The following is a 25,280-nucleotide window of genomic DNA, read 5'->3' as shown; positions in this document are numbered from 1 at the left end:
CCCCCTCTTTCGCTCTCCTAGCTGCCGCGGCGTTCCGCGCCAGCGTCTTGGCTTACCGGGAGGGAGGCCAGGATGGCCCGGATGATGCTCTGCGGAGTATCACCGGAACTCGCGGCCTTGCGGTCAAGGATGATGCGGTGCGCAAGGACGGACTCGGCTACGGAAATGACGTCGTCGGGAAGGACGAAATCCCTTGCGTCAAGGGCGGCGGTCGCTTTGGCCGCGCGCAGTAGTTGCAGCAGGGAGCGCGGGCTGGCCCCGAGGCGCAGCCGGGCGCTGTCCCGGGTGGCCCGGCCCAAGGCAACCGTATATTCCTTGACCGATTGGGAAACGTAGACCTGCTGCACCGTGGCGATCATCGCGGCGACGTCCGCGGAAGTGACCACCGGGGTGACTTTGGCGAGGGGTGAGACCGCCTGATGCGTCTCGAGCATCTCGATCTCGGAGAGCTTGTCCGGGTAGCCCATCGAGATGCGGGCCATGAATCGGTCCCGCTGCGCCTCCGGCAGCGGATACGTTCCTTCCATCTCGATGGGATTCTGCGTCGCGACAACCATGAACGGCTCGCCCAGCTGGTATGAGTGGCCGTCCACCGTCACCTGGTGTTCCTCCATGCATTCGAGGAGGGCGGACTGCGTCTTGGCGGAGGCGCGATTGATTTCGTCTCCGATCACGATGTTGGCGAACACCGCACCCATCCGGAACTCGAATTGCCTCGAGGACTGGTTGTAGATGGAGACGCCGGTGACATCCGAAGGAAGCAGGTCCGGGGTGAACTGGATACGGCTGACCTTGCAATCGATGGTGCGGGCGAGGGTCTTGGCGAGCAAGGTCTTGCCGACACCCGGCACATCCTCCACCAGCAGGTGGCCTTGGGCGAGGAGCACGGTGAGGGCAAGCTTGGCGGCCTCGGCTTTGCCGTCGATGACCTTGTTGATGGCCGTCAGGATCTTCTCGCTGGCAGCGTGGAATTGCTCAGGATCCAAGACCGTCGGCTTGTGCCCGTTGAGGGACTCGCGCTCAGGTGGCAAGGCAACCACGGCCTCATCCGGCAGCAACTGTTCATCAACTGTGCCGTGTCGCTTTGAGTCCATGGACAATCCCCTCAGCCATGACAGAACCCCAGCCGGGCCGCGGTGCCCTGGCCGGGATATACCGCCTTTTGTACCAGACTACCCAGCCTGGGCCCGCCGCAGACAGAGGCAGCTTCCGGAGGAGGGGCGGCGAAGGGATACAGGAGTGATCAGGAAGGCATCAGCAGAGAAAGATAGGGTGGATTCATGTGCAATTCCCTCCCACCGGCTTCCTATCGCGCGCCCGAAACCGGCGATTCCCGCAAGGAATACCCGCCTGCTCCCGAGCCCCTGCCGGTCCCCGTGATGGACAACCACACGCACCTGGACTTCCGGCACGGCCTGCTCGAAGTCGCAGTGGCGGATGCTCTGGACGCGGCCGAGGCCGTAGGTGTCCAGGGCGCGGTGCAGGTAGGTTGCGACCTTGAGTCATCGCGGTTCACGGTCCAGGCGCTTGACGCGGACCGGCGGCTCCTCGGAGCTGTCGCCATCCACCCCAACGATGCCCCCGTTTACGCGGGCCGCGGAGAGCTGGAATCTGCGCTCGCGGAAATCGAAGAGCTGGCGGCCCACCCGAGGGTGCGTGCGATCGGCGAAACCGGACTTGATTTCTTCCGCACCCATGGCGACGGCCTGGCGCACCAGCGCCAATCGTTCCGCCGCCACATCGATATAGCGAAGAGGCTGGACCTCACCCTCCAAATCCATGACCGTGACGCCCATGACGACGTCGTCCAGGTTCTCCGGGAGGAGGGGGCCCCGGAGCGGGTGGTATTCCATTGCTTCTCGGGCGATGAAGAACTGGCGCGGATCTGTAATACGAACGGCTGGTACATGTCCTTTGCGGGCACCATGACGTTCAAGAACGCCGCAAACCTGAGGGACGCGCTGGCCATCGCGGATCCGGAACTGGTGCTCGTCGAAACCGATTCCCCGTTCCTCACACCGCACCCCTACAGGGGCCGTCCGAACGCGAGCTACATGGTGCCGTACACCGTTCGTTCCATGGCTGAAGTGACCGGAACAGAGCTTTCCACGCTGTGTTCGCAATTGGCTCAAAACACCGTCGCGACCTACGGATCCTGGGATTGAGCAGAATCCCCATTACATACCCAGTATGTAAAAATCTTGGTCACTTTATAACGCTTCGGTTACAGTGGGTAACCAGTAGCCGGGGTCGGGGAAGGCCTTCGGACAACTAACTCCGTTCGCAATTGGTGTTTTCAGTTGAATTGAGTGTGGCGGCGCACAACTCCGCTGCAGTCCTCATGCATGCTTCGGCCTGTATCAGGGACCGCGGCAGGAGGCCCCTGTGCGCTTTTCCCCGTGCCCGGATGGTCCAAAAGTTACGGGCAAACATGGTCAAGTTCTTCACCACGGGCGGCAAGTTCAGTTTCGTCAAGGTAGGTGCGCAGCTGCTGGTGCTTTTGGCACTGGTACTGGGAGTCGTTGCTTTTACCGGCAACAACAAATCAGTCACCCTCAACGTCGACGGCAAAGTGAGTTCCGTCCAGACCTTCGGCAACACCGTTGACCAAGTGGTCAAGGCAGCCAAGGTTGATCTGAAGGCTGAAGACCGGGTCTCCCCGGCCTTGGACGCCTCGGTGCAGAACGGCTCCATCATCAACGTCAACCTGGCCAAGGCCGTCACCGTCAGCCTTGACGGCGCCCAGCGGACGGTCAACACCACGGCCCCGAACGTCGAAGGCCTCGTCTCCGAACTCGGAGTCGCGAGCGCATCGGCTGTCTCCCAGCCCAAAGACACGCAGCTGGCCGTCTCCGGATCCTACGTCTCGATCCTCACCCCCAAGACGATCAGCCTGATCGTGGACGGGCAAAGCTCTTCAAAAACCACGACGGCGGCCGACGTAGGAACCGTCCTCAGCGATGCCGGCGTCTCGCTCGGCGCGAACGACCGGGTTTCGCAGCCCAACTCGGCTCCCGTTGTCCAGAACATGGTGATCAAGGTTTCGCGGGTGGACACCAGCAAGACCGCCACTGAGACGGAGAACGTCCCCTTCGACACGGTCACCACGGAAGACGCCACCCAGTTCAGCGACCAGAAGACGGTAACCCAGGAAGGGGTCCTCGGATTGCTGAGCAAGACGTTCAAGCTCGTCCTGGTGGATGGTCGTGAAGCTTCCCGGACTTTTGTCTCCTCTGACGTCACCGTCAAACCGGTCTCCGCGAAGGTGACGGTCGGAACCAAGGAACGCCCCAAGCCTGCCCCCGCGGCTGTTGCTTCCGGACCCACCGGCGCGCCGAACGAGGCAATGTGGGACAAGGTCGCACAGTGTGAGTCCGGCGGGAACTGGGCCATCAACACCGGCAACGGGTACTACGGTGGCCTGCAGTTCGACATCCAGACTTGGATCGGTTCCGGCGGTGGCGCCTACGCTCCCAACGCCGCCGCCGCCAGCAAGGCCCAGCAAATCGACATTGCCAACCGCGTCTACGCGCAGCGCGGCCTGTCGCCGTGGGGCTGCGGATGGGCAGCTTCCAGCTAAGCGAAATGAATTTGGCCGGGTCTGGAATCTTCCGGGCCCGGCCTTTTCGCGTGCTGACGATGGAGGGCGGGGCCCCGCCGGTCGCTCAGACGATACGATACCTAGGTGACTGAACCGAATTCCGAACCCGCCGCCGTCGCACCCCTTCTGGGAGCTGCGGACATCCGACGGCTCGCCGAGGAAATCGGTGTCCGCCCGACAAAGACCCTGGGCCAGAACTTCGTCATCGACGGCAACACGATCCGCAGGATCGTCTCTGCCGCCGGTATCGATCCCGAGGAAACCGTACTGGAGGTCGGGCCGGGGCTGGGTTCGTTGACGCTCGGCCTGCTCGACGCCGCCAAAACAGTTGTCGCCGTAGAAATCGATCCCGTACTGGCCGGCAAGTTGCCGGACACCGTGCGCACCTGGCGCCCCGGAGCCGTGGACGATTTCCATCTCGTCCTCTCCGATGCCATGAAGGTCACCGAACTTCCAGTGCAGCCCACCGCCCTCGTGGCCAACCTCCCGTACAACGTGGCGGTCCCGGTGGTCCTGCACCTGCTCCAACATTTCCCGAGCCTGCAACACGGGCTGGTCATGGTCCAGGACGAGGTGGCGGACCGGCTGGCCGCGGGTCCGGGCTCCAAGATCTACGGAGTCCCCTCGGTCAAGGCCGCCTGGTACGGCCACATGCGCAAGGCCGGCGTAATCGGCATGAACGTCTTCTGGCCGGCGCCGAAAATCCACTCCGGGCTCGTGTCCTTCACGCGCGGCGCACCGCCGGCAACGCACGCCACGCGCGAACAGGTCTTCGCGGTCATCGACGCCGCATTTGCCCAGCGCCGCAAGACGCTCCGCGCGGCCCTGGCAACGTGGGCCGGGAGCGCGGCGGAGGCCGAACGTTTCATCGTGGCTGCCGGCGTTGATCCGACGGCCCGCGGAGAAGTGCTCGATATCAACGCGTTTGTCCGGATCGCCGAGGCACGCCACCCCCTGGACGCATGAATCCGGCAATCAGCGGTGTGAACCGCGGGCGCTTCGTCGCACGGACCGTACGCGTCCGGGCACCCGGCAAGGTGAACGTGTCCCTCAACGTCGGCCCCTTGCGGCCCGACGGCTACCACTCAGTGGCCAGCGTGTATCTCGCGGTGTCCCTGTACGAGGAAGTAGCCGCCACAAGCACTGAGGGGCCCGGGATTACGGTCAGCGTCGGTCCCTCAAGCACGTTGGACCTCGACGGCGTGGACATCCCGCTGGACGAGCGGAACCTGGCCTACAAGGCCGCCGCCATCATGAGGGATGTCTCGGAGAACGCCACGGGCGTGCACTTGGAGATCACCAAGCGCGTCCCCGTTGCCGGAGGCATGGGCGGCGGCTCGGCCGATGCCGCGGCGACGCTCCTGGCCTGTGATGCGCTCTGGAACAGCGGTTTGTCGCGCGAGGAACTGGCCCACCTTGCAGCCGAGTTGGGCGCGGACGTGCCTTTCTCGCTCCTCGGAGGCACCGCCGTCGGGCTTGGCGTCGGCGACGAACTTTCACCCGCCCTGGCGAAAGCGCAGATGGACTGGGTCCTGGTCTGCGCCGACTACGGACTCTCCACGCCCGAGGTTTTCCACACCTTGGACAGGCTTCGGAACACCGAGGGAGTCGACATCCCTGAACCGCTCGAGGTGGACGCCAAGATCCTGCAGGCGCTGCGCGACGGGAATCCCGACGCCCTGAGCAAGGTCCTTATCAACGACCTCCAGCGCGCCTCGATCGAGCTGGCTCCACAGTTGCGGGACACCATCGGGATAGGGGAGTCGAACGGCGCCCTCGCCGGGATTGTTTCCGGTTCCGGCCCCACCGTGGCTTTGCTCGCCCACAACCCCCGGGCGGCCGAGGGGCTCGCTGAGGACCTCCGGCACCTGGGTCATAACGCCCTTGCTGTGCACGGCCCGGTTCCCGGTGCCCGGATCATCTCCGATACCCTCCTATGACAAGTCGCCAGTAGCGACTTTCCTGACTATTCCCACCAGAAAGTAGTACCCAGTGGCCCACCTGCTCGGCGGTGAAAACCTCACCGTTTCGTTCGCAACCCGCACCATCCTCGACGGCGTAACCCTTGGTTTGGAGGACGGCGACAGGATCGGCATGGTCGGGCGCAACGGTGACGGTAAATCCACGCTGATGCGCTTGCTGGCATTGCGTTCGACGCCGGACTCCGGCCGCGTGACCAAACGCGGCGACGTCAATGTCGGCTACCTCGACCAGTCCGACGTGCTCGACGGCGACCTCACGGTGGGGGCCGCGATCGTCGGCGACCAAGCCGACCACGAATGGGCCGCGAACCCCAAAATCCGGGAGATCATGGGCGGCCTCGTGGCCGACGTCGATTGGCACGCCAACGTGCATGCCCTTTCCGGTGGCCAAAAGCGCAGGGTCGCCCTGGCCAAGCTCCTCATCGAGGACCACGACGTGATCATGCTCGACGAGCCCACCAACCACCTCGATGTGGAAGGGGTCGCCTGGCTCTCCCGACACTTGAAGACCCGCTGGAGGGCCAACCAGGGCGCGTTCCTTGTGGTAACCCACGACCGTTGGTTCCTGGACGAAGTCTGCAACCGGACGTGGGAAGTGCACGACGCCATGGTTGACCCGTTCGACGGCGGCTACGCGGCCTACGTGTTGGCCCGCGCCGAGCGCGATCGGAGCGCATCCGTCGTCGAGAGCAAGCGGCAACAGCTGGTCAAGAAGGAACTGGCGTGGCTGCGCCGGGGCGCCCCGGCGCGCACGTCGAAGCCCAAGTTCCGCATCGAAGCCGCCAACGAGCTCATCGCCGATGTTCCTGATCCGCGCGACTCTGTGGCCCTCAGCAAGATGGCAACCGCACGGCTCGGCAAGGACGTGCTGGACCTTGAAGGCGTCTCCCTCGACTTCAAGGGCGACGACGCCGGCCGGAAGCTCTTCGACGACGTCACCTTGCGCTTGGCGCCAGGGCAGCGGCTCGGACTGGTGGGCGTCAACGGCGCCGGGAAGTCCACGCTGCTGAGGCTTCTCAACGGCGAGATCACGCCGAGTTCCGGAAAGGTCAAGCGCGGCAAGACCGTTGTCACGGCGGTGCTCAGCCAGGACGTCAAGGAACTCGACGATGTGTCCGACCTTCGCGTGATCGAGGTCATCGAACGCGAGAAACGCTCCTTCAGCGTGGGAGGCAAGGAATTCACGGCCGGCCAACTCGTGGAGCAGCTCGGGTTCACGAAGGAAAAGCAGTGGACGCCCGTCACCGACCTTTCCGGTGGCGAACGGCGCCGCCTGCAACTTTTGCGCTTGTTGGTGGGCGAACCGAACGTCCTGATGCTCGACGAACCCACCAACGACCTCGATACCGACACCCTGGCCGCCGTCGAAGACGTCCTCGACGGCTGGCCGGGCACGCTCGTCGTCGTCAGCCACGACCGCTACCTGCTGGAGCGCGTCACGGATTCCCAAATGGCACTCCTGGGCGATGGCAAGCTGCGTGGACTTCCGGGTGGCGTGGATCAGTACCTGGAATTGCGCGAGGCCGCGTTGGCGAGCGGCGCGGTGACCGGCGGCGCGTCGAGCGGTAGCGCCAGGCCGACGGCGGCAAGCGGCTCGAGTGCCGCCGCTTCCGGGCCGAGCGAAGCAGAGAAACGTGAAGCCCGCAAGGACCTGAACAGGATCGACAGGCAGCTGGGCAAGATCGCACAACAAGAAGAGAAACTCCACGTCCAAATGGCGGCCAAGTCCCAATCCGGCGACTTCGACGACCTCGGCGAACTGAACACCAAACTCCAGGAACTCCTCGAAGAAAAGGAAGGCCTGGAGCTCGAATGGCTCGAGGCGGCCGAGATCCTGGGGGAGTGAGGGGCTGGGACACCCGGATTCCCGCATCCTTTGCGTGGTCACCTTGGGTGCCGGAGCCGGCCCTTCCGCGTCGCTTAGCGCGGAGGTTCCTTCCCAAAGCTCGCAAGCTCGCTTCGGGGCCCTCGGAACGCCGCTTCGGCGCAAAGGGGCTACTCGCTCGCTGAGCGAGCTCCCCGGCCCGTTGCGTCGCGATGCGCTCCTTTCGGAAGAACCGCCTCCGGCGGGGAAAGTCACCTCGCGAGGCGGCGGACTTCCGGCGTCGTGCGCCAGAGGTGGGATGGATAGGGGGGGCGAACCGACACCCAATTTGCCAGCGACACAGATCGAGGAAACCGATGCGCGGATTCCGGTGTCGATAGGGATTTTGTGTGTCGGCGAGACACATCGGCGTCGGAAATCGGGGCACAGGTCGGAGGCGGTTGCTCGGTGAATCGCGGACGGGTTTCGACACTCAAATTTGCCCATGACGCGGATCGAGGAATTCGATGCGCGGATTCCGGTGTCGAGAGGGATTTTGCGTGTCGGCGAGACACATCGGCGTCGGAAGTCCGGGTGCGGTGGGGCGAATCCGAACGGAAGAATGGCAAGAGCGGCGTTGCGGGCCTTCGGGTAGGAGCGCATCGCGAGTCATCGGGCACTGGAGGTCGCTCAGCGACCGGAAGACCCCTCATGCGCTGAAGCGGCGTTCCGAGGGCCCTGAAGCGAGCTTGCGAGCTTTGGGAAGGAACCTCCGCGCTAAGCGACGGCGAAGGGCCGTTGCGCCGCGGAAGCGAGCACGGAAACGGCGAAGGGCCGTTGCGCCGCGGAAGCGAGCGCGGACGCGTACGAAAGGGCCGTTGCGCCGCGGAAGCGAGCACGGACAAGTGCGAAAAGGTGTCCACGAACCCGATGCAAAAGGCAACCAGGCGCCCTAGCCCTCGCTCCGCAGTTCCGGCTCTTTTTGCAGGCCCGTCAGGCCGTTCCAGGCCAAGTTGACCAAGTGGGCCGCTACTGCGCGTTTGTCGGGCTCGCGGTGGTCCAACCACCATTGGCCGGTCATGGCCACCATGCCTACAAGCATCTGGGCGTACACGGCTCCGTCGGCTGCGCTGAATCCGCGCCGGGAGAATTCGTCGGCGAGCAGGTTTTCCACGCGATCCGCCACGTGGGAGAGCAGGGTGGAGAAGGCGCCTTCGGGTTGGGAGGGCGGGGCGTCCCGCATGAGGATCCGAAAGCCATCGCTCCGCTCTTCAATGTAGCCAAGCAAGGCAAGGGCCGCCTGTTCAACGAGGACGCGTGGTTTGGCTTCGGCGGCGAGGGACTCGTTGATTGCGTCGAGCAGGATCCGGAATTCGAACTCCACAACCTGCGTGTAGAGGCCTTCCTTCGAGCCGAAGTGCTCGTAAATCACCGGCTTGGACACACCAGCGGCGGCTGCGATTTCGTCAATGGTCGTGGCGTCCAGGCCGCGGGCGGCGAAGAGGCCCCGGCCAATTTCGATGAGCTGGGACCGGCGCTGGGAGCCCGTCATCCGGGCACGGGCAACCTGGCCTGCGGGTGCGTGGTTGATCACCCTGGAACCCGTCGAGTGCCGGGGAATTCCTGTGCTGTTGCTCACGCATCCATCATGCCTCATGTCAAGCATGAAGCGGGCTCGGGAGGGCCTGTCAGTACCGCTGAAAAGGACTCAGGAATGCACCAAGTCGCGAACACCGCAATGGTCATGGCAAACTAGATTCTTGTGTGTGCGACCCGGTCAATCGGGAACCCCTTGGACCCTGCGTCCGCAAGGGCCACGTGCACACGGTCCGCTCTGGTGTAATGGCAGCACCCCGGCCTTTGGAGCCGTGGAGTATAGGTTCGAATCCTATGGGCGGAACTTGTCGGTGGTCTGCCGGCACCGCCTCTGAAGGCACCGTCTCTCCCGAAGCTGTCCACTGGCTGCGCGGAAGGCTGTGAATCCGCAAGAGTAGGATAGAGCAGATGCCGCAGCCGGGTTCGCCCGGACGTAACCGAGCAAGGAGAGCGACTTCGTGAGCCCCGATACTACTGGCCCCGCCGCTGTCATTGTCCTAGCTGCCGGAGCCGGTACGCGGATGAAGTCGAGGACTCCCAAAATCCTTCACGAAATCGGCGGACGCTCCATGGTGGCGCACGCCATCCTCGCGGCGCGCTCCATCGATCCCCAGCAGCTGGCCTTGGTGGTCCGCCACGAACGGGACCTCGTCGCCGCGCACATCGGACTGATCGATTCCGACGCGGTCATCGTGGACCAGGACGATGTTCCGGGAACCGGACGCGCAGTGGAAGTAGCGCTTGACGCCTTGGACGCGAAGGCCGAACTCAACGGCACGGTGGTAGTCACATATGGCGATGTGCCCTTGCTGACCGGTTCCCTTCTCTCCGAGCTTGTCGCCACGCATGAATCCGAGGGCAACGCGGTGACGGTCCTGACCGCGGTCCTCGATGACGCCAATGGTTACGGCCGCATCCTTCGTGCCGAGGACGGCACCGTGCTGGGCATCCGCGAACACAAGGACGCCAGCGACGCTGAGCGCTCCATCCGCGAGGTCAACTCCGGCATCTACGCTTTTGACGCAAAAGTGCTTCGCGAGCAGCTGCACAAAGTGACAACTGAAAACATCCAGCGCGAAAAGTACCTCACCGACGTGCTCGGATTGGCGCGCGACGCCGGAGGCAGGGTTTCCGCCGTCGTCACCGAGGACCGTTGGCAAGTAGAAGGTGCAAACGACCGGGTCCAACTGGCCGCACTCGGCGCCGAGCACAACCGCCGCATCATCGAGGCCTGGATGCGCGCCGGCGTCACGGTCGTTGACCCGGCCACCACGTGGATCGATTCCACCGTCACCTTGGACGAAGACGTCAGCCTCCTGCCCAACACACAACTCCACGGCACCACCACCGTGGCGCGCGACGCCGTCGTCGGCCCCGACACGACCCTCACCGACGTTTCGGTGGGCGAAGGCGCGAAGGTGACCCGCACCCACGGCTCAGGATCCACTATCGGTGCCGGAGCCAGCGTGGGTCCGTTCACCTACCTTCGCCCCGGCACTGTCCTTGGGGAGACCGGCAAGATCGGCGCCTTCTACGAAACAAAGAACGTAACGATCGGCCGCGGTTCGAAGCTGTCCCATCTCGGCTATGCCGGCGACGCCGAGATCGGCGAAGACACCAACATCGGCTGCGGCAACATCACGGCCAACTACGACGGGGAGAAGAAGCACCGCACGGTGATCGGCTCCGGCGTGCGGACCGGTTCCAACACCGTCTTCGTGGCCCCCGTGACGATGGGCGACGGCGCGTATAGCGGCGCCGGCGCCATCATCCGCAAAGACGTCCCCGCCGGAGCCCTCACCCTGAGTGTTGCTCCCCAGCGAAACGCCGAGGGCTGGGTCATCGCCAACCGGCAGGGCAGCAACTCGGCCCGGCTGGCGCAGGCTGCGCAAACCGCGCATGGCTCCGCTGCCACCCCCGATTCCTCAAGTACTCCGGCAACCACAGAAGAGGGCACACAGGCATGAGCGAAATTACCGCACACGGCGAGAAGAAACTAGTTCTCGCCGCCGGACGGGCGCACCCCGAGCTGGCGCAGGAAATCGCCAAGGAGTTGGAAACCGAACTCCTGCCTATCGACGCTTACGACTTCGCGAACGGCGAGATCTATGTGCGCTCAGCGGAGAGCGTCCGAGGCACTGATGCCTTCGTCATCCAGGCGCACCCGGCCCCGCTGAACAACTGGCTCATGGAGCAGTTGATCATGATCGATTCCCTGAAGCGCGCTTCTGCGAAGCGGATCACGGTTGTTTCGCCGTTCTACCCGTACGCCCGGCAGGACAAGAAGGGCCGCGGCCGCGAGCCGATCTCCGCCCGTTTGGTGGCTGACCTCTACAAGACTGCCGGCGCGGACCGCATCATGTCCGTGGACCTGCACACTTCCCAGATCCAAGGGTTCTTTGACGGCCCCGTGGATCACCTGATGGCCATTCCGTTGCTTGCCGACTACATCCGCACCAGGGTCGAAGCGGACAACATCACTGTTGTCTCGCCGGACACCGGCCGTGTCCGCGTTGCGGAACAGTGGGCCGAGCGCCTGGGCGGCGCGCCGTTGGCGTTCGTCCACAAGAGCCGCGACCTCACGGTACCGAACCAGGCTGTCTCCAAGACCGTCGTCGGGCAGATCGAAGGCCGCACCTGCGTCCTGATCGACGACATGATCGACACCGGTGGAACGATCTCCGGCGCTGTCCAGGTCCTCAAGAACGCCGGCGCCAAGGACGTCATCATCGCGTGCACCCATGCCGTGTTCTCCGAGCCGGCGGCACAGCGCCTGGCCGATTCCGGTGCCCGCGAGGTCGTCGTCACCAACACCCTGCCGATTCCGGCCGACAAGCGCTTCCCGCAGCTCACGGTGCTGTCGATCGCACCCTTGATTGCGCGCGCCATCCGCGAAGTGTTCGACGACGGCTCCGTCACCAGCCTCTTCGACGGCAACGCCTGATCCCCACCCAACTGACTGGCAGTAGTTGTCGTTTTCGGCCCTCAAAACGGCATCAACTGCGTGGGCCCACGCCGCCAGGGTTCCCTGGCCGAGGGGCCCCACCGGCGAGGGTCCCTGCCTGAGCTTGCGAAGGCTGGGAGCCGGTGGGGACTTGCGAGGCGAGGGTGGCGGTGGGGATCACTTGGGTCGAGCCGGGGCCGTTTTCCCTTTGGCGGGACGCGGCTGCTAAACTCTTGGGGATACCTTGGCGAGGGAGAGCACATCCGCGTTAAAACCGGATTGCGGGTCTCCGTTATCGACTGGGTCTGAATCTCCTTCAACGAAGGCGGACTGAAGCTGCTGCTCAGCGGCTCCCATTCCGTCGGGCGTGGAAGGTCACTACAGACCTCCGCCCTTGCTGATCGACTTGCCGGCAATTTACCGGCGCCACAGTAATCAAGGAGTACACATGTCTGAGCAGAAGCTCGCAGCAGAACTGCGCACCGAATTCGGCAAGGGTTTCGCCCGCCGCGCCCGTGCAGCCGGCCAGATTCCGGCCGTCATCTACGGTCACGGCGCGGAGCCCCTCCACGTCAACTTGCCGGGCCGTGCCACCACCCTGGCCGTCCGCGTCTCCAACGCACTGCTGGCCCTTGACGTCAACGGCGAAGAGCACCTGGCCTTGGTGAAGGACATCCAGCGCGACCCGATCAAGCAGATCATCGAGCACATCGACCTCCTGACCGTCCGCAAGGGCGAAAAGGTGACCGTTGACGTGGCCGTCCACATTATCGGTGAAGCTGCAATTGGTGCAGTCGCCAACCAGGAAGCCACCACGGTTTCCCTCGAAGCCGAGGCCACCCACCTGCCGACCTTCGTCGAAATCAGCATCGAAGGCCGCAAGGCGGGCGAGCACGTCCACGCTTCGGATATCGTCCTGCCGAGCGGCTCGGAACTGCTTACCGATCCGGAGACGCTCGTCATCCACATCTCGGAGGCCACTTCGGAGGCCGAAGAAGAGGCAGCTCCTGCCGCTGAGTAGTCTTTCTCTTCATTAGTCGTTCGGTTGGTTAGCCGTTCCGACTAATCGAGGCATTTGCCTTTGCGAGTGGCCGGGTCCCGGAAGGGCCCGGCCACTTCTTTTTCATTACACTCTCTTGATTCCCTAGGATGACTCCATGACAGACACTTGGCTGATCGTAGGCCTTGGCAATCCCGGCGCCGAATACAGCCACAACCGCCACAACGTCGGCCAAATGGTCCTGGACGAACTTGCCTCGCGCATGGGCGGAAGCTTCAAAGCCCACAAGGCCCGGGCCCAGGTGGTCGAGGGCAGGCTCGGCATCGGGGGGCCACGCGTAGTGCTAGCGAAACCGATGAGCTACATGAATGTTTCCGGGGGACCCGTTTCCGGCCTCGCCAGGTTCTTCGACATCGCTCCGGATCACGTGATTGCCGTCCACGACGAAATTGATATTCCCTTCAACACCGTTAAATTAAAGATCGGCGGCGGGGAAGGCGGGCACAACGGCCTGCGGGATATTTCCAAGGCTTTGGCTACAAAGGACTACTTGCGGGTTCGCGTGGGGGTCGGCAGGCCACCCGGGAGGATGGACACCGCGGATTATGTCCTCAGGGATTTTGGAGTCTCCGAGAAGAAAGAGCTTCCATTCCTCCTGGATGAAGCGGCGGATGCCGTAGAGGTATTGATGACTGAAGGTTTGCTTGCCGCCCAGCAGAAGTTCCACCCCGTCAAGGCCTAGGGTGTGTCTCCTCCCTCGGCCTCGCTTCGCTCGACCAGGGAACCTCCCCGCTACCTCCCCAAACTCGCTCGCTCGTTTGGGGCCCCTCGCTAGCGTGGGCCCAAGCAGTTGACTCGTGCACTCATTTCAGTGGTTAACAAGTGCCCTGATGGTTCGTCCGCTGACTAATTGATTCGCGCCGATCGCTATGATACTTTGCAAATCACTGCTGGGGTGAAGAGGAAATTCAAAAGCCAACGACCCGCTGAACGTCACGTCCGCCAGAGCTGCGAAGGTAGCGTGATCTGAATTGCGAGCAACACCGGAGTCTGAAACAGAGCGACCCGCAACGGAGCGGCAAGCCCTGGGCGCTGCAGAACGTCGAAAATGGTCGTCGCTGGTCCGGCAGGATCTCCAGAACACGGTTATTGAAGCGCTCGGGGACCCGTCGTTGTACGGCGTCGTAGTGGTTGGCGCGCCGGGCGTCGGCAAAGCGACTTTTGCCCGTTCGGTAGAGGCCCGGCTCACTCCAAGGACCCATGTACTGCACCTCCACGGCTCCACAGACGTCACTACTCCGTTTGGGGCGCTGGCCCATCTGCTCGCCAGGTTGCCCGTCGATACCGCAGATTCCCCTGGCGCAATCATCTATGGCATCTCGCATTTGATAAGTTCGGACGCCGCGGGACGCGAAGTGCTCTTGGTCCTTTCGGAACTTCCCGCTTTGGACAGCATGAGCACGGCCCTTTTGGTGCACTTGTTAATCAGCGGGACAGCAAAAGTTCTTGTCACTGTCCGCCAAGCCACCGACATGCCGGAAGACCTGGTCAGGCTATTGAAAGACGGCCTCCTGGACGAGGTTCAACTTCAGGTTTTTTCCCGCGCGGAAGTTGCCAAATTGCTCAGCGGCGTCCTTGGAAAACGAGTGACCGCTACGGCTGCAAGCGCTTTGCACGCGTCCAGCGGTGGAAATCCCCTGGTACTCCAGGCCATCGTCACTGAACAGCTCCGCTCAGGCAACCTGCATCTGGCCGGACAGGTCTGGGCAATGAAGGGCGAAATCCACCTTTCTTCCGCGGAAGTCCTGACCGACCTGGTCCGCTCGCGCCTGGCCCGGGAGAGCCCTGCGGTCCAGGAAGCGCTGGAGCTACTTGCGCTCATTCGAACGGCCCCACTCGCCGTGTTGTTGGACGTCCTGGAACCCGAAGTGGTTGCGGAGATGGAGTGGTCCGGTTACCTCCGCATCGAACCGTCAGGTGCCCGCCGGGTGGCGCTGCGCGACGAGTACATGGGTGAGGTCATTCGGGGCTGGATGGACCTGCCACGGCGGAATGAACTGCGGCGGCTCGCCGCCGGGGTGATCGGCAGCATTACCTGGGACCTGGATGCCGAGGCACTCCTGGGCTTTGCCTCTTCGACGCTGAATGTCCGCGAAACCCTTGAACCCGGAGTGGCCCTGGCGGCCGCGACGGCAGCGAACAGGCAATTCGATCCGTGGTTCGCCCTGGAATGCGCCCGGCAGATCGGGCGCGAGGACAAGGAATGGGTGGCTGCCGCCCAGCAACGCTGCGTTTCCCACGTCATTCTGGCCGAGCACCCGGCTGCGGTGGCAGCTTTGAAGGATGTGACGCCCGGGCAGCTTCGGCGCCTCCCGGCGTATGACTATGCGGACTATGTCCAGGAGCTCTGCAGTGCGCTGTTGTGGATTCCGGGTGGGCACCTCCAGGTACCCGGCCTGATCGCTGAGGCCGGGGAGGATCTTTCCCGCCGGTCGCAAGAAGTCGGAGCGGATGCCACGGAGATTGGCCGGGCATGCGGGATGCTCAGGCTCGCGAGTTTCGAGCTCCAGGTCCATCAGGGCGAGTATGCCGAAGTTGCAGAGACCTTGGAGCAGGAGTACCGGGATGGCAATGATCTTCAACAAAGGTTGAGCTGCGGGAGCCTGCTGACCATGGCCTGGGCAGTACTTGGCAGGGAAATGGAAGCCATCGAGCTCGCGCGCGAGTTGAAGCACAAGATACAGCGGGCAAAGGCGCGGCCGCGGTTGCACAACTGGTTGTCCGAAGGCTTGTTTGCCGCACTCCTTTGCAGCGGACAGTGGGAAGAACTGGCCCGGATGCTGACGGCGACCCTCGATCAGCAACCAAAGAACATCCACTACCTTGGCGGTGCCGCCGAACTTGCCCTGGGTGTTTCCTACACCTATGCCGGACGGGCTTCAGTCGCGATCGACACCCTGCTGGGGGCCCAGGCGCAGCTGGAGATCAGACGCAACTACTACGGACCAGCATTGGCCTACTCCGCGCTCGCTTTTGCCTACGCCCAGGCCGGCGACGTGAAGGAATCCCGGACTTTTCTCGAATTGGCTGAGAAGGGACAAGGGGAAACAGCGTGGTTTCCCGCCTGGATGGCCGAATTCTGCGTCAAGATGGCAAGGCGTTGGCTGAAGGATCCCGGGGCGAAGCAGAGCCTCATCGAGTCTGCCAACCGGGATTTGGCGAAGGGACGGATCACTACGGCATCCATCAGCCTATTCGGCGCGACCGTCCACGGCACCGAGGAGGAGCTGTTGCTCTTGGAGCAGGTCTCATCCCGTCGCCAGGGCAAGATGGCGGCAGTGAACCGGATGGTGGCGGAGGGAACCCGAAAGAAGGACCCGAAGACGCTGCTTCTTGCCGCTTCGGTCGCCCAGGAACTCAAGTTGGATGCGGTGGAGTCGCGCTGTGCCGTCCTGGCCTTGGACATCGCCCGGGAAGCCGGCGATTCCGGGTCTGCCCGGCTGGCCCAGCAACGGCTGGACCGCCTGGTCGGTACCGTGCCGGTGCTGCCCTTGACGCCGCACACTTTTGGACCCGAACTGACGGAAAGGGAGCGTCAAGTTGCAAAGATGGCCAGTCAAGGGTTGAGTAACAAAGAGGTAGCCAACCAGTTGCAAGTTTCCGTGCGCACGGTCGAAGGCCACCTCTACCAAATCTTCACGAAAATGGGAATCTCATCGAGGAGCGAGCTTGAAGGAACCGCGCAGTCATGACAACGCTGCGGTGGTGCACGGTCATGTCGGAGAAAGCGGTACAAGGCCGCCTGAACCGTGGCTCGACTATGGGCATTTGCTTCCTGGAATTACAGCCGCCATCCGGACCGATGATTGTTCGGCCGTCTTCATCGTGGGCGATTCCGGACTCGGCGCGTCATCTCTCCTGGCCCGGCTGGGCAGCGTCTTTGGTGGCGAACTTGCGGTCGTTCCGATTCACGGAAGTCCGTCACTGACCGCTGTCCCGTATGGGGTGCTGGCGCCTTTTCTTTCCCATCTTTCACTTGCTGACATATCCTCCCGGGTCGCTGTGCTTCGCTCACTCTGGGATCACCTCGAGGCCATCCGCGTGGGTACCGGACCAGCCTTGCTGCTCGTCGATGACGCGCATTACTTGGACGATGCCACGTGCGCGATGCTGACGGAGCTTGTCCAGGCAGGATGGGCCAAAATCGTGGCCGCTTGCGTTCCACGGCCGGGAGTTCCAGGGCCGCTCTTGCGCTTGTGGCACGAGGGAACTGCCGAGTGGTTTGACCTGGAGCCATTGACTGCTGAGCAAGGCCACGAACTGTGCGAGGCATTGCTCGGGGGAATCGTCCTGAACAGCACGAGCCATGGGTTCTGGACCGAGGCAGGGGGCAACACGCTTCTTCTGAAGACCCTTGTCCGCGAAGCCGAGAGCTCGGGTACCCTCGTCCAGAGACACGGCGTTTGGCTCAAGACGGCCGCAACACCGGTCCACACGGTGAAGCTGGAGGCCGTTGTCAAACTTCAGCTGATGCGCATTTCGGCCGCGGGCAGGGAAGCCTTGAGCTTGATTGCATTGGCAGAACCGGCGGACGAGACGTTGATTAACGTCGTCGCCGGAGAAGCGGCCGTCCAGGAACTGGTGGACCAGCATTTGATCAAGCCGGCAGGCAATGGGTTGCCAACCCTCCGGCTCGTCAATCCGGTCTACGGAGAGGTGCTCAGGAGCATCGTCCCGGCCGCGCAGAGCCTCCAACTGCATCGGCAGCTGATCTCCCGGATGGATGTATTGGAGGACAACCCGGATTCCTTGTTGCGGATGGTGACGTGGTCACTTGACTGCGGGGCGGACGTACCGGATCGTCTTTTGATCCGGGCCGCGGTCCTTTCGGCGAGGCTACTGCAGAGCGAGACGGCATTGCGCATGGCGGCTGCGGTGCGGGACACGCAATGGCAATCGGTTGCTCAGGCGGTTATGGCCCGGTCATACTTCAATCTCGGCCGCCGGGACGAGGCCGCGGCAGTCTTGGCCCCCGAAACAGTGGATGGCGACGCCGGGCCCTCCCACGTAGTATCCGCCAGCCTCCTGCGCGCGGTCACGCGTGCCGCCGTCGGGCAGTCCGCTTCCTTGATCCGGGCAGAGGCCGAGGGGCTCCGCGAATGGGGCAAACAGCAGCCTGGCCTCGAGGGCCAGCGGACGCCGGACGCGAAAGCCGCGGTGCCGCTCGCCGTCACCATGATCGGGTTGCTTGCCGGCTCCGTGGACGGCGACTACGAGGGGATCGGCCCGGAACTGGAGCGCGTGCTTCTTCAGTCGGGAACAGTGGAAGGCTCCTTGGCCCCACTATTCAGGGCCCTGGCGCTGGCCCTGAAGTCAGAAATGCTATGCGCCCTCGGCCGCGGGCGTCAGGCAAGGCTGTTGGTTCTCGAGGCTGCCGCCCTTGTGCAGCCGCAGGAGAACGATGTCTTCTTCATCCCCGAGTTCATCTCCGCCCGCCTCGTCATTTGCGCATTGGCTGTAGGTGACTGGGCCGACGCACAAAAGCTCCTCGACAGGTACTACGAATCGTCGGGTGTCTCGATGGCATCCTTCGGCGGGGCGGCCTACGTGGTGGCCGGGTACATTGCCATCAGGCAGGGAAAATCCGGCGACGCCTTGCCGTTGCTGACTGCGGGACTCGAAGCCTTGAGGGACAGCGATCCGCAGAATCTCTTCGGACTGTGTGCTGCCATGGCTTTCTATGCCGCAGCCGGCGCCGGGTTGACTGAAGCCGAACGGTTCCGGGCGGACTACAAGGCCTGGGAACAACACAGCACCCACCTTCTCGCGTCACAGGCAAACGGTTTTTTCGACGCCGCACTGGAACTCCTCAACGCTGACGGCTCCGGCCTGGAGGCGTTGCACCGCAACGCCGACAACGCGGCGAAGGAAAACGCCACATACCTTGAACTTCATGCCCTGGAGCTTGCACTTGGCCTGGGAGACCTCAGCAGGCTGGACCGGTTCTGTGAAACCGCGGCTGCAACGGAGGGCGAATGGGCGCAAGCGCTCGCCGAATACGGGCGGGCACTTAAGTCCGGGGGTGCTGCCCGGTATCTATCCGCAGGAGAAAAGCTACAGGCGGCCACCGTCTACCATTTAGCCGCGAAGGCCTATGGTCTCGCGCTGGCAGCACCGGATCGCGGCAGCACCAAAGAGCTCAGTGCCGTTGCGCGCGCGGGCCTGGCGCGCTGCAACGAAGAACTGGGCCAGGGCAGCGAGGAAACCCAGAACGAGTCCGTGGTTCCAAAGCTGACCAAGAGGGAATGGGACATTGTCAATCTTGCGGTCCAGGGCCTCAGCGACCGGCAGATTGCGGACACGCTGCTTATCTCGGTCCGGACCGTCGAAGGGCATCTGTACCGGTGCTATTCGAAATTGGGGATCACCGGCAGGGACGAACTTGCAGGGGCCGCTGCCGTCGCTCAGGAAACGTCGAGTACAAGCTGAAGTCCGGAATGGCCTCAGGGCAGTAGTAGTGCACTCTCGATTCGAACGGGGGCCACTGCCAGCGACGAGTACCCGCCACCCGGGGCAAAGGTACTCACACCCGCATACGAGTATGCGGCAGTAAGAAAGTCGAGTACTCACTACTGGTGTGGGCCTGACGGCCAGCTGGTTAATTGGGGGGTGTCACCACTCGATCACTGGGGGTCTCGCTCATGTTGACAGCAGGCAGTGCATCTACGGTCCATGCCGTTCGGTCCGGGACCGGGTCCCGGTACCACGCATTCGACGCATCTTCGGCTCCGTCCTCGCCTGAAGGAACCGAAGGCAAATCGGTAATTTCGACGGCCTGGCCGCCGATTGGACCTAGAGCCGCTGTTGAGGACATTGCGCTTGCGCTAGCAGCTTCCAAGGGTGGCGTCCTTGTTACGGGGCCGTCGGGGAGCGGCAAGAGCTATTTGACTACTCGTGCCGTGAACGAACTACGCGGGCGCTCGTTCGTCGTCGTCATCCGCGGAAGCGCAGCATTGGCGAGATCACCGTACGGCGCCCTCAATATCCTTTTGAGCGATCTTGACCCGGGATACCTGGCCCATCCCGTCCTGGTGTTGTCGGCGCTCACCAATTTGCTCCGTGAGCGCTCCGAGGGAAAGCCGGTGTACCTGGTCATTGAAAACGCGGTCGAGCTTGATGAGTTGGCGGCGATGACAGTGGCCCAGCTCGCGAGGAACGGCACAGCGCAGCTTGTCCTCACCTGCACCGACCCGCAGCGGCTCGGCGGCGAGATCACGCGGCTTTGCGGCGATGGGTTCTTGCGCCGGATAGACCTCAAACCACTGACTTTCCACGAATCGCACGCCTGGCTCGAGGCCGGGCTGGGAGCACAGGTCTCTCCGTCCGGCGCCCATGCCCTGTGGACAGCCAGCGGGGGCAACCCCCACTACCTCAAGATGCTCGCGGCGGAGCTCGCCGAATCGGGTTCGCTCCTGAAAAGCGACGGCGTCTGGGTCCTGACATCCCGGAGCGAACAGCACGGCAGGGCAATCACCGACCTCATCACCACGCGGCTTGGGCGAATGGGCGACGGTGAGCGCAAAGTCCTGGAGGTCCTTTCACTGGCCAGGGCCGTGCCCCTGGAATCCCTGCTGGCACTCGCATCGGCGGACGACGTGGATTCCCTTGAGAAGAGGAGCGTCCTCGTGGTCGACGATTCGCTGCCCAGGATGGCTCGGCTCCAAAGCCAGCTTGTGGGTGACGTAGTCCGGGCGAACGTTCCCCCCGGCCGCAGCAACGAACTCCGGGGCCTGCTCCTTAAGTCGATGGATCCGGCCCTGGGCCAACGCTCGATGTTGCTATCCATGGCCGCCTGGGCATTGGACTGCGGAGCCAAGCTCGGCAGGGAAGAAGCGCTTGAAGCTGCCGCGATGGCGAACCGGCAACTTGATGCGCGGCTCGCCCTGCGCTTGGTCCGGTCCATCCCGGGCCACTCGACGGTGCCGGGAGCAGTAGCCGAGGAGGCCCGTGCGATGATGACACTCGGTGACGTCGCCGGGGCCCGGGACCTGCTGAGTCTTCAGCTGGATGAACCCGGGAATGGCGCCACCCTTGCAGAACTTGCGGAATGGGTCCGGCTCAAGCTGGCCGAGGCCGTGGTCCTTCTGGCCCTTCCCGAAACCACGGCCCAAGCTTGCGAGACGCTGGCACACGTCCGTCGGCGGCTCGAAGACGAAACGACCACGGCCGCCGAAGGGCAGGACATGGCCACCCTACGGGAGGAGCTTGTCCTGGCCGAATCGCAGGCAGCCAGCTATTCGGGTTCCTACGCTGAAATGGCAGCAAGACTGGAAGAGGTCCTTCAAGACTTTGAATCGCACGGCACCGAGTTCCGCCTCCTTGCCGGAAGCTGGCTGTGCGAGGCATGGGCCCTGACGGGACGGCAATCCGAGGCGGCGGACATGGCGGAACAGCTGACGGCTGACTGCCATGATCCCGCTGTTTCGGTCGCCGCAGCCCGACGCGCCACATCGCGGCTGCGGTTCGCCTTCGTACTTGCCGGGCGGTGGGACAAAGAGGGGGAGATGGTCCAACCCGGCGATGACCTCTTGGTCTCAGCGGCCGAGGCACTGCCCACAGCGATCGATCTTCCCAAAGCGATCTTCCGGTGCCTCCAGGGACGGGGCCAGGACGGTTTGGAAGCGCTCATTCCGGTGATAAGCCAGTTGCGGGTCCAGGACAACGAAGGCATGCTGGATGTCGCCTGCACGGCAGCGGCCTACGCCTCGGCCTTGCAAGGCGACCATGAGCAGGCCTTGCGCTACCTGAAGGAAGCTTCCACCCAGCTGCGCCGGCCGACGTGGCGGAAGGAGCGGACCAAGAGGTACCTCGCGGCGTTGGCCCGGGATCGAGTCAACGGCCCGGAGGCCGCCGTCGAGGAGCTCCTCCGCCTGGCCGACGCCGACCGGGACGAGGGTGCCCCCGGTCACGAGATCTTTTGCCTCAGTTCAGCCGTCCGGCTCGGCGCGGTGGCAGCCGCTCCAAGGCTGTTGGACTCGGCCCTCCGCTGCCAGGGACGATTCGCCGAACTCTGCGTTGCGTACGCACGGGCGACGATGTCCGGAAGCGCAGAGCTTCTTCTTGAGGCAGCACGGTTGGCCGAAGACATGCAGAACGACAGGTTCGCCTTCGATATCGCCGAGACCGTCTTGCACATGGACCAGGTTCAGTTGGACAAGACGGTCCTCAGGAAGGCGCGCCAGCTCGCGGAGACGTGCAGGCAGCGCTTGCGCACCCCGCAAAGCGGCAACCAAGAGGGATTGAAGCTGACGGCCCGCGAGATGGAGATCGCCAGGCTGGCAGCGAACCGGGAGAGCAACAAAGGTATCGCCGCGAAGCTCCATGTTTCAGTACGCACGGTGGAGGGGCACCTCTACCAGATCTTCGGCAAGCTGAAAATCGTGGAACGCTCCGAGCTGAGCTTCGCGCTTGGCAACGTCGAAGGTGGTGCGAAATGACTGAGGTGGTTTCGGCTGATGCACTCGTAGGACGATTCAACGTGATGGCAGCCGTCGTCGACTGCCTTCTCGATGTCAACGGCCCCGGAGTCTTGCTTTTCGGCGACGCAGGCATCGGCAAGACGGCGCTGATTAACGAAGTGGTCCATGAATTGGGGCACCGTGTCCGCCCCTTCAGGGTCTTTGCGGGTCCCACCTTGGCCTCTGTACCGTTTGCCGCCTTGGCACCACTGCTGACAGCCTTGACCCCAGGCCAGATCAATGAACCGTTGTCGGTCCTGAGGGCCGTAGTCGCGGCGTTGAACCCGGCAGGCCAGCCGCATCCGGCACCAGCCGTCCTGATCGTCGAGGACGCACACCACATCGATGACAGCAGCGTGGCTGTCCTGGCGCAGTTGGCGGCGGCGGAAGCCGCCAAAGTCGTGTTCTTGTGCCGTCCGTATCCCGCGCCGCCAGCAGAGGTTTTCTCGATGTGGTCCGAGGGGCTCGTGGACCGATTCGACTTGCAGCCGCTCAACGAGCAGGAAGTCAACCAACTTTGCGCCCAGGCCTTGGATGCGCCCGTCGTCCAAGGTACCAGCGCCGTCCTCAGCAAGTACTCCGGCGGAAACCCGATGTTCCTGCTGGAACTCATTGAGCACGCCAAGTCCTTGGGCCAGTTGATCTGCCGGAACGACGCCTGGATGCTTTCGGGCGAGCTTCGGGGCACCAGCGTGCGTTTGATGGACCTTGTCCGGAACCAGATCCTGATGCTGGGCGCCGCACAGCGTGAGACCCTGGAAACCGTGGCACTGGCGGAGCCTGTCCCGCTGAACGTAGTGCAACAGGCCAGCGACTCCAGCGCCGTGGACGAACTGCAGGAGCTGCATTTCATCGAGATCGCGTCCGACCCCGCCCGGCATGTCCGGCTGGCCCAGCCGCTGGTTGGCGAAGTGATCCGCCAGCTGGTCCCGACCGCCCACAGCATGACCATCCGGCGGCGCATCGTGAACCTCATGGAGTCCAAGCCGCAGACCATGGACGGACTGCTGCGCTACGTCTCCTGGGGATTGGAATCGGGCACCGAGGTTCCGGACTCCGACATCTTGGAAGCGGCCCAGCTGGCCAACCGCTTGTTCATCCCCAGCTACGTGGAACGGGTAGCCGGAGCAATCAAGGATCCTTCCCTGAGACTGGCAGCCCAGGTGGAGGTGGCGCGCGCCAAATGGTACCGGGGCGACATCAGGGGTGCAGTGTCCTCGCTTGCCGGGGTCGTGGATCGGACAAATGATCCGCGGACAGTCCGGCAGGCATCGATGTTGGCGGCCCAGCTTGCCGGGCGACAAGGCGTCGGGCCGAACGCCATCAAACAGGCAGCGTACGAATGGGAGGCGGCCCTGGCCAGGCTCGCCGAATCCCGCCAGGGCATCGACCCTGATGAGCTGGAACGCGGGAAGCTGGGAAGCAGGCTCCTTTCGCTGGAGGGCCTCCAAACCGAAGGCCACTACATCGAGACGGAGCGGGAACTCCGCCAGATCTGGAAAGAAGCGGACGACGACGAGTCCCGCCTTGTGGCGGGCACCCTCCTCGCAGAGGCCATGGCGGTCACGGGACGGCCGGTTTCCGCCATCCAGATTCTGATGGAGATACAGGAGATGGTCGCCTCAAGCGGCGACTGGAGCCTCCAGTATGCAGGAATGGTGATGCGCCGCTACATCCTGGCCTTGCAACAGGCAGGCGAGTTCGGTGTTCTTGAAACGTTCCTCAAGAACCATGTTTCCCAAGCACCGAACTCCCTGATCTATTCAGGAGGGATGCTCCACCTCGCTGCCGGGATGGTGGAACTGCGCCGCGGAGACCTGGGGGTGGCGTTGCCACGGCTCCGCCAGGCGGTCAGCATGCTGCGGGTCTCCGACATGGGAAGCGACCTGCCCGACGCCGTTGCTGCCGCCGCGTACGCGGCGTCGATCCTGAAACGCCGGGACACTGCGATGACGTACTCAAGCGAATACGACGCATTGATCCGGGAAGGCGTGCACCCGTCGCTGCTGGCACAAGGTCATGCGGCAGTGGCGCGAGCCGAGCATACCGGAACGCAAACGGCGATCGCGAGACTCATGTCCCTTGCGGATTCCGCGGCCGCCGACGGAGCTATCGGTGCTGAGATCGACATTCTGATGTTGGTCCTGAGACTGGGTGACCCTGGTGTGGCGCGTCGGCTGATAGCAGTGGCCGAGGGCAGCGAAGGCCGCACTGCGGAGTTCGCCTTGAGTGTCGGGCTTGCCCTCGCGCACAAAGACGCTGATCGCCTCATTGAGCTGAGTGATTCGGCATCCAAGGACGGACTGGAGCTTGCCGCCGCCGACTGCGCCAGCTACGCCCTAAGGATCCTGGAAAGCAGAGGGGACAAGGCGCGCCAGCTCGAAGGACAGCGACTCCTCAAGCGCCGCACCGCGGCTCTCGACAAGGCCGGACCGGCGGTTGAAGGCGGCTCTCCGGATCTCCAGAAGCTGACCAGGCGCGAACAGGAAATCGCAACGCTTGTGCAGTCGGGATCGAGCAACAAGGACATTGCGCTCAGCTTGGGCCTGTCATTGCGCACCGTTGAAGGTCACTTGTACCGGATGTTTGCCAAGCTTGGCATCAGCCACCGGGAAGACTTGATGAACGGTGCCCACGGCACGCAGGGCGTGGGCTAGCCGCCCGCGCGACTCATCTGCCCCCTGCGATGGGGTGGCCGCTTCCCGGAAGCCGCCTTCCGCCGTCGTGCTCTCCAATAAAGGGCACGCAAAGGGCGCGAGGCCTCAAAGCGAGTACTGAATCGAGTGGTTAAAAGTGCCCGGACGGGTAGTCAATGGCCTCGGAAGGGGCCGCGTA

15 protein-coding genes and 1 tRNA gene are annotated in these 25,280 nt (G+C 63.6%); 14 read left to right on the top strand and 2 right to left on the bottom strand.

Annotation, left to right across the window (positions count from 1 at the left end):
* Window positions 1–17 precede the first annotated feature (17 nt).
* Window positions 18–1,094 (bottom strand): AAA family ATPase, encoded by a 1,077-nt coding sequence (locus AB4Z38_RS04025; protein WP_441428516.1) that lies wholly within the window; start codon window positions 1,092–1,094, stop codon window positions 18–20.
* Between the two features lie 186 nt (window positions 1,095–1,280).
* On the opposite strand from AB4Z38_RS04025, the gene AB4Z38_RS04020 reads away from it, so the two are divergent.
* The 5 genes from AB4Z38_RS04020 to AB4Z38_RS04000 all read left to right on the top strand — a co-directional run bounded on the left by AB4Z38_RS04020 (window position 1,281) and on the right by AB4Z38_RS04000 (window position 7,429).
* The gene (locus AB4Z38_RS04020) at window positions 1,281–2,165 is read left to right on the top strand and encodes a TatD family hydrolase (RefSeq protein ID WP_441428515.1); all 885 of its coding nucleotides are present in this window, start codon (window positions 1,281–1,283) and stop codon (window positions 2,163–2,165) included.
* A gap of 266 nt (window positions 2,166–2,431) precedes the next feature.
* Window positions 2,432–3,580, top strand: coding sequence for a transglycosylase family protein (locus AB4Z38_RS04015; protein WP_441428514.1), 1,149 nt, complete (start codon window positions 2,432–2,434; stop codon window positions 3,578–3,580).
* 105 nt (window positions 3,581–3,685) lie between these two features.
* Window positions 3,686–4,567, top strand: a complete 882-nt coding sequence (gene rsmA, locus AB4Z38_RS04010) for a 16S rRNA (adenine(1518)-N(6)/adenine(1519)-N(6))-dimethyltransferase RsmA (protein ID WP_441428513.1) — start codon at window positions 3,686–3,688, stop codon at window positions 4,565–4,567.
* Entirely contained in the window at window positions 4,564–5,541 is a 978-nt protein-coding gene (locus tag AB4Z38_RS04005) for a 4-(cytidine 5'-diphospho)-2-C-methyl-D-erythritol kinase (RefSeq protein ID WP_441428512.1), read from the top strand. The genes rsmA and AB4Z38_RS04005 overlap by 4 nt, the downstream gene beginning before the upstream one ends.
* A 52-nt stretch (window positions 5,542–5,593) precedes the next feature.
* Window positions 5,594–7,429, top strand: coding sequence for an ABC-F family ATP-binding cassette domain-containing protein (locus tag AB4Z38_RS04000; protein WP_441428511.1), 1,836 nt, complete (start codon window positions 5,594–5,596; stop codon window positions 7,427–7,429).
* Between the two features lie 910 nt (window positions 7,430–8,339).
* On the opposite strand, the gene AB4Z38_RS03995 is transcribed toward AB4Z38_RS04000, so the two are convergent.
* Window positions 8,340–8,939: a TetR/AcrR family transcriptional regulator gene (locus AB4Z38_RS03995; protein WP_441428703.1), complete on the bottom strand. Its 600-nt coding sequence runs from the start codon at window positions 8,937–8,939 to the stop codon at window positions 8,340–8,342.
* 276 nt (window positions 8,940–9,215) lie between these two features.
* On the opposite strand from AB4Z38_RS03995, the gene AB4Z38_RS03990 reads away from it, so the two are divergent.
* The 9 genes from AB4Z38_RS03990 (at window position 9,216) to AB4Z38_RS03950 (ending at window position 25,102) form a co-directional block, all read left to right on the top strand.
* Window positions 9,216–9,287 (top strand) — tRNA-Gln (locus tag AB4Z38_RS03990).
* A gap of 154 nt (window positions 9,288–9,441) precedes the next feature.
* On the top strand, window positions 9,442–10,950 hold the full coding sequence (gene glmU / locus AB4Z38_RS03985) for a bifunctional UDP-N-acetylglucosamine diphosphorylase/glucosamine-1-phosphate N-acetyltransferase GlmU (protein ID WP_441428510.1): 1,509 nt from the start codon (window positions 9,442–9,444) through the stop codon (window positions 10,948–10,950).
* Complete coding sequence (locus AB4Z38_RS03980) at window positions 10,947–11,927, top strand: ribose-phosphate diphosphokinase (RefSeq protein ID WP_028266439.1); 981 nt, start codon at window positions 10,947–10,949, stop codon at window positions 11,925–11,927. The genes glmU and AB4Z38_RS03980 overlap by 4 nt, the downstream gene beginning before the upstream one ends.
* A 448-nt stretch (window positions 11,928–12,375) precedes the next feature.
* Entirely contained in the window at window positions 12,376–12,948 is a 573-nt protein-coding gene (locus AB4Z38_RS03975; protein WP_441428509.1) for a 50S ribosomal protein L25/general stress protein Ctc, read from the top strand.
* 136 nt (window positions 12,949–13,084) lie between these two features.
* A complete protein-coding gene (gene pth / locus AB4Z38_RS03970) occupies window positions 13,085–13,669 on the top strand; it encodes an aminoacyl-tRNA hydrolase (RefSeq protein WP_441428508.1) in 585 nt (194 codons plus the stop codon).
* Window positions 13,670–13,958: 289 nt separating this feature from the next.
* On the top strand, window positions 13,959–16,679 hold the full coding sequence (locus AB4Z38_RS03965) for a LuxR C-terminal-related transcriptional regulator (RefSeq protein WP_441428507.1): 2,721 nt from the start codon (window positions 13,959–13,961) through the stop codon (window positions 16,677–16,679).
* Window positions 16,657–19,416 carry a LuxR C-terminal-related transcriptional regulator gene (locus tag AB4Z38_RS03960; RefSeq protein WP_441428506.1) on the top strand — a complete coding sequence of 920 codons (2,760 nt, stop codon included), beginning with the start codon at window positions 16,657–16,659 and terminating at the stop codon, window positions 19,414–19,416. The genes AB4Z38_RS03965 and AB4Z38_RS03960 overlap by 23 nt, the downstream gene beginning before the upstream one ends.
* A 212-nt stretch (window positions 19,417–19,628) precedes the next feature.
* Window positions 19,629–22,424, top strand: a complete 2,796-nt coding sequence (locus AB4Z38_RS03955; RefSeq protein ID WP_441428505.1) for a LuxR C-terminal-related transcriptional regulator — start codon at window positions 19,629–19,631, stop codon at window positions 22,422–22,424.
* Window positions 22,421–25,102, top strand: a complete 2,682-nt coding sequence (locus tag AB4Z38_RS03950; protein WP_441428504.1) for a LuxR C-terminal-related transcriptional regulator — start codon at window positions 22,421–22,423, stop codon at window positions 25,100–25,102. The genes AB4Z38_RS03955 and AB4Z38_RS03950 overlap by 4 nt, the downstream gene beginning before the upstream one ends.
* Window positions 25,103–25,280: the final 178 nt, after the last annotated feature.

This window comes from Arthrobacter sp. 2RAF6, from assembly GCF_052115205.1.
In the GTDB taxonomy this organism is placed as follows: Bacteria; Actinomycetota; Actinomycetes; order Actinomycetales; family Micrococcaceae; genus Arthrobacter.
Note: the sequence above shows the minus strand (reverse complement) of the source record. Positions and strands in the feature narration are given on the sequence as shown.